Raw genomic sequence first — 13,946 nt, forward strand, 5'->3', positions numbered from 1 at the left:
GCCGGTTACTGCGGCGGCTCCCTAGAGCTTTTTGAGGTAGCGCTGCACCTGGCGGCGCTGGCGGCGGTTGAGTTGTTCGAGCAGCAACCGGCACTGCCGGCTGACCACCAGCTCATCGGCCGTAACAGGCGTTAGCTCCACGGCGGCCTGCAACACGGCCGTGGCGCGGGTCTGCTGGCTGCGATTGAGGTGGACCCGGGCCAGATCATAGGCGTACTCGATGCGGGTGGAGTCCAGCGCGTGGGCCGTGCGCAGGGCTTCCAGGGCCAGCAACGTGCTCCCGCCCACCGGTACGCCCCCCAGAAACAGGCGGCTGTACAGCCGTTCCAACAGGCTGTAGTGGTCGACGCGGTAGTGCCAGCGGCCGAGTAGCTGCCAGGCCTCGGCCCAGTCGGGGCGCAGCTCGGTGGCCTGGTACACGTGGGTGCGCATTTCGCGGTAGGCCAGCAGGCGGCCCCGCAACGGCAGCAGCGGGGCCTGGGTTGCCAGGGTCAGGCCGGCGGCGTAGTGGCCCTCGGCCCCGTCGGGGTTCACTACCAGGGCCCGGTTGGCATACAGCCGGGCCGCGCTGAAATACGCCGCTTTGCGGGTTTCATCGGTGTAGCGGTTGCCGATACGCACGCTGAGCACGGCGGCCCGCCACAACGCCTCGTAGGTTGCCGGGGCTTTGGCCAGCACCTGCTCGTACCTGCTCAGCGCCTGCGACTCGTGGTAGTCGGCCTGGAGCGCCAGGGCCTCGGTGAGCAGCTTGGTAATGGCCGGATCGGGCGCGGGCACGGGGGCGGCTCTAGCGGACCTGGCCGCCGGACGGGGAGGTGTAGTCGTCTGCGCCGGCGTCTCTCCTACGGTCAGCCCCCACAGCACCAGCAGCACCAGACAGGCCAGGGAGCGGAACAAAGGGCGCAGACGGAGCAACGGAAACACGAACAACAGGCAGCAAAAAGTCAGTTAATGACACCCCGGGGGGCGCAAAGTTGTTCAAAAAGGCGGTAAACCGGGGAGGTGGTGAACCAGGGAGTTGCGGTTCAGCAGTCCTAACCGCGCCGCTTGCGCAAAATAAGGTCTACCGAACCACAACTCCCTAGCTTACCACCTCAGTTCACCCCGAGCCTGTCGCTGCTAAAACAACTTGAGCTGCGACTTGGGCGTTTTGAGCACGGCCTGGGCCTGGGCCACCTCGGCAGCGGAAATGGCGAACTCGTCGGTGCGGTCGGGCAGCGGCTCGTGGGGCGCGGCCGGGGCGCTGGCGGCGGCGGCCGGGCGCGGAATGGTGGCGGGGCCGACTTTCTTTCTGGCCAGTTTGCGCTCGGGCTCAGGGCCTTCGTCGGTGAGCAGGGCTGCGGAGTGGAGTTTGTAGTAGCTGAGCTTGTTGCCCAGCGCCTTCCAGCCCTTCACGTCGATAAATTCGTGGAGCAGGATTTTCTCAGTCTCCTTGTCGGCCTTTTTGTCGCGCTGCATCTTCACCTCCACTTCCGGCTCGGGGTGGGCCGTGGCCAGCAGCAGTTTGGTACCCTTGGTTTCGGGTAGAAAGGCGAACCGCTTGGCTACGGTGCTGGTTTCGATCCGGAACCGCTTCACGTAGTGGGTCTTCGACTCGCCTTCCAGATAGAGCGCGCTCAGCACCGTCTGGGGGTCGGATTTGCGCAGCACCAGCAGATTAGGCACCACGAAGTCGATGGCCGGATCGGGGGCGGTCAGCTCGTAGCTGCCGTCCTTGTACACGGCCAGCACGGTATCGTCGGTATCGAAGGTACCCAGGTAGCGGCCGTGGCCGTCGGCGTTGAGGCGGCCCACCACGCTGTCGAAGAACATTTCGCGCCCGCCCAGGGTGGAGTCGCCCAACGATTTCTGGGTGACTTTCTTGATGGGCTGCTTGGTCACGATGTTGCCCATCGAGCCCTTGCCCTTAATGGCCAGCTCGGCGAAGTCAAAGTCGAACTGCTTGACCCGGGCCACCGCCTTGTCGGCCAGCTGAATGGCCACCAGCTCCGATTCCGAGTTGGGGTTGGCCGTCAGGTAGAGCGTTTTGGTGCCTTTGGTGCCCTTGGTCAGGTCGTACACCTTGTCGCGGGTGATGCTCGTGACCAGGAAGCGCTTGGCGAAGCTGATGCCCGAGGCACCATCCTGGTAAATCATGTTGTACACCAGCCGGTCGTCGTTCTTGTTATAGACCCCGGCGTGCAGAATGTCTTTGCCGACGAAAGTTTTCTCGGCAATGCGCGTGACCACGAACGTGCCGTCGCGGCGGATGGCGATGATGTCATCCAGGTCGGAGCAGTCGGTTACGGCCACCGCTTTTTCGTCCTTTTTGAGGCCGTATCCCACGAAACCGTCGGCGTAGTTCACGTAGAGCTTCTGGTTGGCCACGGCCACTTTCTGGGCCGTTACCACGGCGAAGGTGCGCAACTGGGTGCGCCGCTCCCGGCCCGGGCCGTACTTTTTCAGCAGGCCCTCGAAGTAAGCAATAGCATAGCGGGTGAGGTTGGCCAGGTGGTCGGCCACTTCGGCCAGCTCGGCTTCGAGGCGGGCAATCAGCTCATCGGCCTTGAAGCCATCGAACTTGCTGATGCGCTTGATGCGGATTTCGGTCAGGCGCGTGAGGTCGTCCTCGGCAATGGCGCGGGCCAGCACAATGCGCGCGTCGTTGGCCTTCTGCGGCTTCTCCCCCGCCACCCGCGTGAATTTTTTCAGGCCGGCCTCCATGGTGAGCAGGATATCCTCCCAGGTTTCGCAGTCCTCAATTTTGCGGTAGATGCGGTTTTCAATGAAAATCTTCTCCAGCGAAGCCGAGTGCCACTTTTCGCCCAGCTCCTGCTGCCTGATTTCCAGCTCCCGCTCCAGCAGCCGCACCGTTTTCTGGGTGCTCAGGCGCAGCATGTCCTCCACGGCCACGAAGCGTGGCTTGTCCTCAATGATAACGCAGGTGTTGGGCGAAATGCTGATTTCGCAGTCGGTGAAGGCGTAGAGCGCGTCCATCGTGAGGTCGGGGCTCACGCCGGTGGGCAGGTGCACCTGCACCTCCACCACGGCAGCCGTGTTATCGACCACCTTGCGGATCTTGATTTTGTTGGCTTCCGAGGCCTTCACGATGCTTTCCATGAGCGCCGTGGTAGTAGTGCCGTACGGAATGTCGCGAATCACGAGCATGGTCTTATCAACCTTCTCGATGGTGGCCCGCAGCCGGATTTTGCCGCCCCGCTGCCCGTTTTGGTAGTTGCTCACGTCGGCCAGGCCGCCGGTCGAGAAGTCGGGGAAGAGCTGAAACTCCTTGCCCCGGAGCACGGCGATGCTGGCCTGGCACAACTCACGGAAGTTGTGGGGCATAATCTTGGTGCTCAGGCCCACGGCAATGCCCTCCACGCCCTGGGCCAGCAGCAGCGGGAACTTCACGGGCAGCGTGGTGGGCTCGCGCTTGCGGCCGTCGTAGCTCATCTGCCACTCCGTAATGTCGGGGTTGAACACCACGTCGAGGGCGAACTTGCTCAGGCGGGCCTCAATGTAGCGGGGTGCGGCCGCCCCGTCGCCGGTCCGGATGTCGCCCCAGTTGCCCTGGGTTTCAATCAGCAGGTCCTTCTGGCCCAGGTTCACCATGGCGTCGCCGATGCTGGCGTCGCCGTGGGGGTGGTACTGCATGGTCTGCCCGATGACGTTGGCTACTTTGTTGAAGCGGCCGTCGTCCATTTCCTTCATGGCGTGCATAATGCGGCGCTGCACGGGCTTGAGGCCGTCCTCGATGGCGGGCACGGCCCGCTCCAGAATCACGTAGGAAGCGTAGTCGAGAAACCAGTTCTGGTACATGCCCCGCACCGTGGCCACGTCGTGAATCGTTTCGCCGGGCGCGAATTTGGGCTCCTCCTCCTCGGCAGGCTCCGTGATGGGCTCGGGCTCGGTAATAGCCTCCACATCGGCCCCGGATTCGGAGAGGATTTCGTCAACGGCCGGGCTTTCGGCGGGCGAGCCGGCCCCGCTCAGGTCTACCGACTCGCCGGCGGCGTAGGTGTCGTCAGCGTGGTCAGGCGTGTTGTGCGGATCTTGGGGATTCAGTTCTTCGGACATACGGGATGTGGCTCCGGGCCACGCTTATTTGTTCTTGTACCACTCTTCGGCGCACTACTTGCCTGCACCGGAGGACTTTTACCCTTTGTCGGCACCTACGCCAGATCCTCCTCCGGCACTTCGGCCAGGGGCAGCACGTCGGAAATCACGAGGTCTTTTTCCAGGCGCAGGTTGTCGATGATGAATTCCTGGCGGGCGGGCGTATTTTTGCCCATGTAGTAGGTCAGAATCTGTTGCACCGAGCGCTCGGCCTGCAAAATCACGGGCTCCAGCTTGATGTTCTCCCCGATGAACTTACCGAACTCGTCGGGGCTGATTTCGCCCAGGCCCTTGAAGCGGGTGACTTCGGGGTTGCGGCCGAGCTGGCGCATGGCCACCTGCTTCTCGCCTTCGTTGTAGCAGTAGATGGTCGTTTTCTTATTGCGCACCCGAAACAGGGGCGTTTCCAGGATGTAGACGTGGCCGTTGCGCACCAGGTCGGGGAAGAACTGGAGGAAAAACGTGAGCAGCAGCAGCCGGATGTGCATGCCGTCCACGTCGGCGTCGGTGGCAATTACCACGCGGTTGTAGCGCAGGTTCTCGATGCCTTCCTCGATGTTGAGCGCGTGCTGGAGCAGGTTGAGTTCCTCGTTCTCATACACGATTTTCTTCTTCAGCCCGAAGCAGTTCAGCGGCTTGCCGCGCAAACTGAACACGGCCTCCGTTTCCACGTTGCGGCTCTTGGTGATGGAGCCCGAGGCCGAGTCGCCCTCCGTGATGAAGAGCGTCGTCTGGGCCTCGGCCTCCTGCTTGCCCTCTCCGAAGTGGAAGCGGCAGTCGCGGAGCTTGCGGTTGTGCAGGTTGGCTTTCTTGGCCCGCTGGTTGGCCAGCTTCTTCACCCCGGCCATGTCCTTGCGCTCCCGCTCGCTCTGCTCGATGCGCTTGCGCAGGGCCTCGGCGGTGGCGGGGTTCTTGTGCAGAAAGTTGTCGAGGTGCTCCTTGATGAAGTCCACGATAAAGGCGCGCACCGTGGGGCCGTCGGGACCCATGTTGAGGGAGCCCAGCTTGGTTTTGGTCTGCGACTCGAATACCGGCTCCTGCACGCGCACCGAAATGGCGGCAATCACCGAGGCCCGCACATCGGAGGCGTCGTAATCCTTCTTATAGAACTCACGAACCGTTTTGACGATGGCCTCGCGGAAGGCGGCCAGGTGGGTGCCGCCCTGGGTGGTGTACTGCCCGTTCACGAACGAGTAGTACTCCTCGCCGTAGTCGTTGCCGTGGGTGAGGGCCAGCTCCATGTCCTCGCCTTTGAGGTGAATGGTGGGGTAGCGCAGACTGGCGGGGTCGGCTTTGCGGGCCAGCAGGTCGAGCAGGCCATTTTCGGAGTAGTACTTCTGGCCGTTGAAGTTGATGGTGAGGCCGGCATTGAGGTAGACGTAGTTCCAGATCTGGTTTTCGAGGAACTCCGGGATAAAGCGGTAGTTTTTAAAAATCGAATCGTCGGGTTGAAACGTCATCAGCGTGCCGTTGCGCTGGCTGGTTTTCACCGGCTTGGGGTCGGTGGTGAGCATGCCCTGCGAGAACTCGGCGGCCTTCATCAGGCCGTCGCGCACGCTCTGGACCAGAAAGTAATTGCTGAGCGCGTTAACCGCTTTGGTGCCCACCCCGTTTAAGCCCACAGACTTCTGAAAGACTTTGCTGTCGTACTTGCCGCCCGTATTTATCTTGCTCACTACGTCCACCACCTTGCCCAGCGGAATGCCGCGGCCGTAGTCGCGCACCTGCACCCGCTGATCGGAAATCTTGATTTCGATGGTGCGGCCGTGGCCCATCACGTGCTCATCGATGGAGTTGTCGATGACTTCCTTCACCAGCACGTAAATACCGTCGTCGTAGGCCGAGCCGTCGCCGAGCTTGCCGATGTACATGCCGGGCCGCAGCCGGATGTGCTCGCGCCAGTCCAGGGAACGAATACTGTCTTCGGTGTAGCCGTGGGTGGCAACGGATATCTGTTCTTCAGCCATCAGAGAAGTCGGAGTTCAAAAGGAACGGTAAAATAACGCAGAAAAAAGCCCGTTTCCGCGCCCTCATTTCGCTAGTAAAGTTAGCAAATTCTCCTCTGCCAACCCAGTTCTCACCCCGTTCATTTCGGGTTTGTCTTCCCAAGGCACTCATCAAATCCATTTTCTATCGCCTCACCTCTCCCAACTTCATTAGCAAAATGCTCTCCCCCGCCGCCCAACATCATTTACCGCCCTCCGGCCACACGCCCAGTCCGGTAGTCCGGCAAACGCCCATTATCCAGTTTGCGTTCTTCATGGTCGGGGCCGTGCTGCTGGTGTATGCCCTGCACAAGCTCGACGATATTCTGCTGCCCCTGCTGTTCTCCGCCGTGTTTACGCTGCTGCTGCTGCCTATCTGCCGCTGGCTCGAAAACCGGGGCATACCCCGCATTCTGGCCATTATCCTGTGCCTGCTACTGCTGATGGGCATTTTCGCCGGCATCATTCTGGCCTTTGCCTCCCAGCTGACGCAGTTTCAGAGTGAGTTGCCCAAGCTCCAGACCAAGATGATGGAGTTCTTCACGGAGGCCCAGGAGTGGGCCAGGCTCAAGTTTGGCTACCAGCCCATGAGCGTGGCCGACCTGAAGGACACGACGATGAAAACCATCAAAAAATCGGGGGGCTCCTACCTCGGCACCACGCTTGCCACCACCACCACAGCCCTGAGCAACCTGGCCCAGGTGCTCATCTACATCTTCTGCCTGCTGCTCTACCGCGACCACCTGCGCCAGTTCATGTTCCGCTTCGTGGCGCCCGACAAGCGCACGGCCGTGCTCCACACCGTCGACAACATCCAGACCGTGGTGCAGGCCTATATTTCGGGGTTGCTGAAGGTGATTGTGATTGTCTCCATTCTCAACGGCATTGGGCTGCTGGTGCTGGATGTGAAGTTTGCCATCTTCTTCGCCATTTTCGCCTCGGTGCTGGCCGTTATTCCCTACATCGGCATCCTGATTGGGGCCACCGTGCCGGCTATCATTACGCTGGTAGAAACCGGCTCCCCCTTGCAGGCGGCCCTCGTGATTGGGGTATTTGTGGTGGTGCAGTTTCTGGAGGGTAATTTTATTACGCCCATGATTACCGGCTCGCAGGTGAGCATTAATCCGCTGGCCGCTATTCTGGCCCTGATTCTGGGCAACGAGTTATGGGGCACGCCGGGCATGATTCTGAGCATTCCGCTGATGGCCGTGATGAAGGTGGTGCTCGATGCCAACCAGGTGACCGAACCCTGGGGTTTTCTGCTCGGCGACACGGCTGAGGGCGACGACTCGACCAAGTCCGAATCGAACCAGCCCGGCACCATCAGGAAGCTCTGGCTGCGCCTGCTGGGCCGGCAGCAGTAAGAGGCCGGCGCGGGCCACAAAACAGCCTTTCCGAAGTGTGAGCCAAATTGTATAGATAACCCAACCCGCCCCCGCCGCAGTAGAAGCAGTTGGCTAACCCACCCGGCGCCATGAGCGCTTCTTCATCGTTTTATACTAAAATTCCTTTCTCATGGCTATCATCACCGGCGAGATTGCCCGTGCATACAACGACCTCGTAGAAATCAATAAAATGGCTGCCAAAGGCTAGCAGGAAACTGCCGAAGGCGTCAGCAGCCCCGACCTGAAGGCCAAGCTGAGTGAGTTCAGCCAGCAGCGCGCCCAGTTTGCGGCCGACCTGCACCAGCACGCCCAGCAGTTCGGCATCAACCCCGAGCAGGAAGGCACCGTGGAAGGCGCGCTCACGGATGCCGCCGCTGCCCTGCACCGGGGCTGGATCAACATCAAATCGGCCGTAACGGGCCAGGACGCCCCGGCCATTCTGGGCGAATGCGAAACCGGCGACTCCACGGCCCTGAGCAGCTACGAAGCGGCGCTGCGCTCCAAGGAGCTGCCCGTAGAAGCCCGCAACGTGATTCAGAAGCAGCACGGCAAGATTCTCTCCACCAAAAACTGGATTACGCAGCACAAAGGCAGCTAATTGCCGGCCGGGGCCGCGAGCCGGTGGCTCCCGGCCTTCCTCCTGATAAGAAGCCTGCCTCTCTGGTGGGCTTCTTTTTTTTGGCGGAAGCAGCCAAAACCAGCCGGTTGTGGGCGGTGCAACCTTCGGGGCGGGTATCTTTGTTACGCATCTGCTTAGCCAATCAGGGCAGCGTATTCCACCTCACAAAAGCTATTGGCCAACGGCTAGCAGCTAACAGCTCAACCCGCATTTGTACGCCATCATCGACCTTGAGACTACCGGGGGGCAGCCCGCCCAGGACCGCATCACCGAAATTGCCATCTACATTCACGATGGAGAGAAAGTGGTGGATGAGTTCAGTTCGCTGATTAATCCCGGCCGGTCCATCCCGTTCTTTATCACCCAGCTCACCGGCATCACCGACGATATGGTGCGCGAGGCACCCCGGTTTCATGAGGTGGCCCGCAAGGTGGTGGAAATGACGGAGGGCTGCGTGTTTGTGGCCCACAACGTGCGCTTCGACTACTCGTTTCTGAAGAAGGAGTTTGCCGATCTGGGCTACAACTACTCGCGCAAAACGCTGTGCACGGTGCGCCTGAGCCGCTCGCTGATACCGGGCCAGCCCAGCTATAGTCTGGGCAAGCTCTGCCAGAACATCGGCATTGAGCTTAACGGCCGCCACCGCGCCGCCGGCGACGCCGCCGCTACGGCCGTGCTGTTCGGGCGGCTGCTCACCATCAGCCAGCAGCAGGAAGCGCCAGCGGCGGCCGCCGGCCTGAGCCCGGCCGAGGCCCTGGCCGTAGTGGACGCCGGTGCCCCGGCCGGCCGCAAGCCGGCCCCGGGGACGCCGGCCAAGCAGCCCTCACCCCGCAAGATCAAGGCGGTGCAGGAGGCCATCAAAACGGCGCTGCTACCGCCCAACATCACGCCCGGCCAGGTGGCGGCCCTGCCCCACGAAACGGGCGTGTACTACTTCCACAACGAGGCCGGGGAAGTGATTTACGTGGGCAAGAGCATCAACATCTACAAGCGGATTCAGCAGCACTTCGCCGTTGATTACAAGTCGCGCAAAAGCATTGAGTTCAAAAACTCCATTACCGAAATCACCTGGGAGCTGACTGGTTCCGAGCTGGTGGCGCTGCTCTACGAGTCGCACGAAATCAAACGGTTGAAGCCGCTTTACAACCGCGCCCAGCGCCGCTCCGTGTTTCCGGCGGGCATATTCCTGCGCACCGACGAAAACGGCTACAAGCGCCTCTATTACGGCCGCGCCGACGACCACGCCGGGTCGCACCCGCTGATTGCCCTCGGTGACCAGTACAAGGCCAAGGGCTTTTTGTTTCACAAGGTCGCCAAGTTCAACCTCTGCCAGAAGCTCTGCGACTTATACAAAACCCAGGGGGCCTGTTTCGATTATCAGGTGCACCGCTGCCAGGGGGCCTGCCTGGGGCTGGAGCCGGCCGAGGCCTACAACCAGCGGGTGGAGGCGGCCATCGAGTCGTTTACCTATGAGCACGGCTCATTCGTGGTTGTGGGAACTGGTCGGCGGGCCGATGAAAAGAGCCTCGTAGTGGTCGAGAACGGGCGCTACCTGGGTTTCGGCTACGTGGATGAGACTTTCTCGGCCCGGCGCTTCGAGCATTTCCGGGAGGCCATCAAACACTTCAACGACAACAAGGACGTGCAGCAGATTATCCGCCAGTACCTGCGCACTAAGCACCCAGACAAGGTGCAGGTGTTCTGAGGGGGGCTGAAGCTGTTGGCTGCTGGCTGGGCCGTGTCCGCAGGTAATGCAGGGCCAACCAACACCACTTCTGGTCGGCCGGAGACGCTGGCTGCTGCGGCCTGTAAGGGCTGAAGCTGGGCGAATACGCGCCGCGGGGAAACTCTTTACACGGGTCGCCGTATCTTTGCGCCCCCGAGCAGCCCAGTGGCTCCCGCCCTATGACCCCTGAACTTCCCTACATTTCCATCACCTTTCGCGCCGATTTAACCCTGCTGATTGTCCGTTGGCTGCGCGACGTTTCCCAGGCCGAGCTGCAACAGGGCTACGGCCAGGTGCTGGCCATAGCCCTCGAGCATCAGGCCCGCCATTGGCTGATTGACTCCCGCCGCCGCAACCAGTCTGATGAGGCAATGGTGAGCTGGCTGGCCCAGGAGTACCTGCCGGGCATCAGCGCCCGGTTGCAGGGCCAAAGCGTGCGGCTGGCTTGTCTGGTAGCCGCTACCTGGCAGCCCGCCGCCGCCGGAGCCACTCCCCTGGCCGTATTGGCCAAAGCCCCCGCCCAGGGGAGCAGCCACTACCATATCCAGCTTTTCGGCGACGAAGGCGCGGCCATGCAGTGGCTACGGGACAGGGAATGAACTACTGCCTGACCCGGTAAAGGCGCAAGTGAGGGAGCTGTTCCTCATGCAGCTCTCCTCCCCCCGACCTACCTAAAAGCCCCTGACGTCCATGCTGGCGTCAGGGGCTTCGTGCTTACTCAGGATTCCACCTTACATGAAAAACATAGTAGCTGTGGGCTTCAGCCATTCGCCTAATACAGGCGGTGGCGCAGCAGCCAGCCGGCGGCATCAAATTCCTCCGCCCTGGGCTGGTAGGCTTCGGTTTTGAACTTGCCCACGCGCAGGGTGTTGCCGTCGCCGCTGTCGTACACGGTGAGGCGGCTGGCCGGGCGCTGGCCGGGGGCGGGTGTGGCCTCGATCAGGTCTTCGCCAGCTCCATCATAGATGCCCAGCTCTATTTTGGCCGTAGGCTCGCCCCGGATTTCAAACGAATCGTTGCCGCCCAGGCCAAATAGCTTGATGGAACGGGTTTCGGCCGTAGTGAATGTGCGCTGGTGCAGCAGCGTGGCCCCGGTGGGCGCAAGCCGGTATAGCTGCACCCGAACTGCGGCGGGGCCGGCGGGCTCCACCACGAAGCGCTCGGCTTCGTCGGAGCCGGGCAGCTCCACGTCGCGGTTGAGCAGGGCGTAGAACTTGTCGGCTACGGCGGGCAGCTGGTCGCGGCGGGCCCGCAGCTTGCGGGTAAAATCGGCCTGGCTGACCGCGCGCACCTCGGGCGGCCACACGGCCAGCGCCCGCGCAATAGCCGCGTCGGAAAGGGAATTGCGCAGCGAGTCGGCCACCTGCCGGAAATCTTCCCGGGTCAGATAGGGCAGCAAGGACTTATCCATGGGCCGGGCGGCGCGGTTGAGGCCCTCCACGTCGGCGAGGCGGATTTTCTCGTGGAAGCTCTGGTAGTTGGACTTCACCCAGCCAATCATGTGGGTCAGCAGGCCGTCGTCGAACTTGAAAAAGGCATGGTCCCGGTCGCGCGGAATAGCCTTATAGGTGGTGGTGCCGCCGGCCGCCGGGAAGCCGGCCCAGCGCCACTGGTCCTCGCGCCGGCTCCAGTCGCCGAGCCACATATCGAACAAGCGGTTGCGCAGGTACTGGCGGGCATCGACCTGGTAGCGGGCACTTTCCATGAGGTTGGTAAACACCTTGCGGGAGCTTTCCACCTGCCTGGAGTTGCCGAAGCTGGCCACCCGGCTCTGGTCGCCCTCGGGGCGCTCCTCAAACAGGTAGAGCGCGTGGGCGAACTCCTGGCGGAACTCGCCCAGGGCCGGGTCGTCGGCCACATACACCAGACGCGGGTTGGTATGGTAGAGGCCCGCCGACTCGGCCAGTGGGGCCACGATGTAGGCCCCGTACGGATGGATAACACTGGTCTGGTCCTTCATCACCCGGCCGATGGCTCCTGCCTGCAAGCCCTCGGGCAGGGCCCGGGTGGCATCCTTATCCACGGAGCGCAGCACGTACTGCACGCCGTTGCGGTCAGTGAGGCGCAGGTTTTTGGTCTGGAACGAGCCGCCCTCTTTGATGGGGGTCAGGCCGCCGGGCACGGCCGTGCGCAGGTTGAACACGGGCACCGTTACGGGCAGCCCCCAGAGTTCCCGGTAGTGGGTGCCCCAGAAAAAACGGTGCACCGCCCCGCGGTCGTACTGGGGGCCGGCGGCTACCTGCACGGTAGAGTCGGGGCCGATAACGGGCAGGCGGGCGGTGGTAGTCGGCTGGGCGGGGGCGGAGCAGGAAACCAGCAGCAGGCCGCTGCTGAGGGCCGCACCCAGCCAGGGGGCAGAAGAGGAGAATAACACGGGGCGCAGATAGGATGCGGAAGGAGCAGGCCGGTTCCGAACGGAGCAGCCTGCCTTATAGCGCAACTCCGGCCCCGGCGGTTGTATTGGCGCGATATTGACTTTTCCGGCGAACTTGCGTTGAAGGAATCCACGCCGCGTTTTTTGTCCTGCATGAATCCACGATACGTCCTGCCTTTGCTCCTGCTGACGGCTGCTTCCTGTAGCCGGGACACCTTCTTTCAGCCCGATGCCCGGGTCGATTTTGCTACCCCCCTGCCCGCCGCCGCCGACAGTGCCCGCGTGACGGCCGGCCGCCACTACCACCGGGGGCCGGGCGGGCGCCTGCTGCTGGGTCCGCACTACCGCCGCGCCTGGGCCGAGCCCGTTACGCTGCCCGTGCTTACGCCCGCTACCGTAGTGCCCGGCGGCCTTGCCTTCGCCAAAATGGGCGGCGGCTTCCAAACCATCAGCATGACGATGACCGACTCGGCCGGGCGCAGCTACGCCGTGCGCAGCATCGACAAAGACCCGTACAAAACCCTGCCTAAAGCCCTGCGCCAGGGCTTTATTCTGGCTACGGTGCGCGACGCCACGGCCGCCGCCATGCCCTACGGGGCCTTCGTGGTGCCCCCGCTGGCCACTGCGGCAGGGGTGCTCCACGCCTCTCCCCGGGCCTTTTACGTGCGGGCCGATGAGACGGGGCTGGGCGAGGCGTCGGAGAAATTCCGGGGCAAAGTGGTGTTGCTGGAACGCAAATACGAGGGCAAGCCGAACATTGACGGACCGGTGGCCGGGGCCGAGGACCTAGTAGAAACCGAGGACCTGCTGCCCAACCGCTATGCCAGCCAGCGCCACCAGCTCGACGGGGCCGCCTACCTGCGCGCCCGCCTGCTCGACCTCTGGCTCGGCGACTGGGACCGGCACGAGGGCCAGTGGAGCTGGGCGGCCTACGCGCAACCGGGCCACCGGCTGCTCTGGAAGCCCGTGCCCCAGGACCGGGACCAGGTTTTTTTTCGCTTTGATGACGGGGTAGCCTCCTGGGTGGTGAGCAAGCTGGTGAAGAAATTCCGCACCTTCCGCCCCCGCTACCAGAGCATCGAGGGCTATACCCGCAACGCTTCCTTCGTTGATGAGCGGGCCCTGGCGGCCGTGCCCCGCGCCACTTACCGGGCCACGGCCCTCGACTTGCAGCAGCGCCTCACCGATGCCGTGATTGAGGTAGCCGTGCGCCAGGGCCTGCCCCCGGAGGTGTACCGGCTGGAAGGCCCCCGCCTGGTTGCCAGCCTGAAGGCCCGCCGCGCCGCCCTGCCCCAGGCCGCCGAGAAGTTTTACCGCCTCAAATCCGAGCAGGTGCTCATCGCCGGCACCGACCAGGCCGAGCGGTTCGAGGTGGAGCGCCTCAACGATACGGCCACCGTGGTGTCGGTGTACTCGCTGGAAAACGACAAAGTGGGAAGGGGCGAAACCCTGCTCTACCGCCGCCGCTTCAACCCCCAGGATACGCGCCGGGTGCGGCTGCACGGCCTCCAGGGCAAGGATGAGTTCGTGGTATCGGGCTCCGTGCGCCGCTCACCGTTCATCGACATCTACGGCGGCCCTGGCGAGGACCTGGTCCAGGATTCGTCCCGGGTGGCCGGCCTGCGCAAGCGCACCCGCTTCTTCGATACGGCCCGCAACAACGACTTCCGCCCCGGTCCCGAAACCAAGAACAAAACCGCCCACAACGTCTTCTCCCACGCTTTTGACCGGGACGGCTCGGGGAGATGAGGGGAGGGGGTGA

Annotated in this window: 9 protein-coding genes; 5 read left to right on the forward strand and 4 right to left on the reverse strand. The window is 62.8% G+C overall.

Annotation, left to right across the window (positions count from 1 at the left end; translation table 11 throughout):
• Positions 1-21: 21 nt before the first annotated feature.
• From D0T11_RS01895 to D0T11_RS01905, 3 genes are all read right to left on the reverse strand, one after another.
• Positions 22-924: a tetratricopeptide repeat protein gene (locus D0T11_RS01895; RefSeq protein ID WP_147374479.1), complete on the reverse strand. Its 903-nt coding sequence runs from the start codon at positions 922-924 to the stop codon at positions 22-24.
• Between the two features lie 195 nt (positions 925-1,119).
• Positions 1,120-4,056, reverse strand: a complete 2,937-nt coding sequence (locus tag D0T11_RS01900; RefSeq protein WP_119654085.1) for a DNA gyrase/topoisomerase IV subunit A — start codon at positions 4,054-4,056, stop codon at positions 1,120-1,122.
• A 95-nt stretch (positions 4,057-4,151) separates the two neighbouring features.
• Complete coding sequence (locus D0T11_RS01905) at positions 4,152-6,062, reverse strand: DNA topoisomerase IV subunit B (RefSeq protein WP_119654086.1); 1,911 nt, start codon at positions 6,060-6,062, stop codon at positions 4,152-4,154.
• Positions 6,063-6,259: 197 nt separating this feature from the next.
• Between D0T11_RS01905 and D0T11_RS01910 the strand changes: the two genes are divergently transcribed.
• The 4 genes from D0T11_RS01910 to D0T11_RS01930 all read left to right on the forward strand — a co-directional run bounded on the left by D0T11_RS01910 (position 6,260) and on the right by D0T11_RS01930 (position 10,409).
• Entirely contained in the window at positions 6,260-7,444 is a 1,185-nt protein-coding gene (locus D0T11_RS01910) for an AI-2E family transporter (RefSeq protein ID WP_119654087.1), read from the forward strand.
• 274 nt (positions 7,445-7,718) lie between these two features.
• Positions 7,719-8,063, forward strand: coding sequence for a PA2169 family four-helix-bundle protein (locus tag D0T11_RS01920; RefSeq protein ID WP_245990577.1), 345 nt, complete (start codon positions 7,719-7,721; stop codon positions 8,061-8,063).
• 232 nt (positions 8,064-8,295) lie between these two features.
• Complete coding sequence (locus tag D0T11_RS01925; RefSeq protein ID WP_119654090.1) at positions 8,296-9,789, forward strand: exonuclease domain-containing protein; 1,494 nt, start codon at positions 8,296-8,298, stop codon at positions 9,787-9,789.
• A gap of 200 nt (positions 9,790-9,989) precedes the next feature.
• Entirely contained in the window at positions 9,990-10,409 is a 420-nt protein-coding gene (locus D0T11_RS01930) for a hypothetical protein (protein ID WP_119654091.1), read from the forward strand.
• Positions 10,410-10,582: 173 nt separating this feature from the next.
• Here the strand turns inward: D0T11_RS01930 and D0T11_RS01935 are convergent, their stop codons facing one another.
• Complete coding sequence (locus D0T11_RS01935; RefSeq protein WP_119654092.1) at positions 10,583-12,184, reverse strand: hypothetical protein; 1,602 nt, start codon at positions 12,182-12,184, stop codon at positions 10,583-10,585.
• A 153-nt stretch (positions 12,185-12,337) separates the two neighbouring features.
• On the opposite strand from D0T11_RS01935, the gene D0T11_RS01940 reads away from it, so the two are divergent.
• Positions 12,338-13,933 (forward strand): hypothetical protein, encoded by a 1,596-nt coding sequence (locus tag D0T11_RS01940; RefSeq protein ID WP_147374480.1) that lies wholly within the window; start codon positions 12,338-12,340, stop codon positions 13,931-13,933.
• Positions 13,934-13,946: the final 13 nt, after the last annotated feature.

The organism is Hymenobacter rubripertinctus (genome assembly GCF_003583925.1).
Taxonomy (GTDB): domain Bacteria; phylum Bacteroidota; class Bacteroidia; order Cytophagales; family Hymenobacteraceae; genus Hymenobacter; species Hymenobacter rubripertinctus.

Coding starts and splice junctions, on each gene's coding strand:
- D0T11_RS01900 (WP_119654085.1), bottom strand. CDS start 4,056: ATGTCCGAAGAACTGAATCCCCAAGATCCGCACAACACGCCTGACCAC.
- D0T11_RS01905 (WP_119654086.1), bottom strand. CDS start 6,062: ATGGCTGAAGAACAGATATCCGTTGCCACCCACGGCTACACCGAAGAC.
- D0T11_RS01910 (WP_119654087.1), top strand. CDS start 6,260: ATGCTCTCCCCCGCCGCCCAACATCATTTACCGCCCTCCGGCCACACG.
- D0T11_RS01930 (WP_119654091.1), top strand. CDS start 9,990: ATGACCCCTGAACTTCCCTACATTTCCATCACCTTTCGCGCCGATTTA.
- D0T11_RS01940 (WP_147374480.1), top strand. CDS start 12,338: ATGAATCCACGATACGTCCTGCCTTTGCTCCTGCTGACGGCTGCTTCC.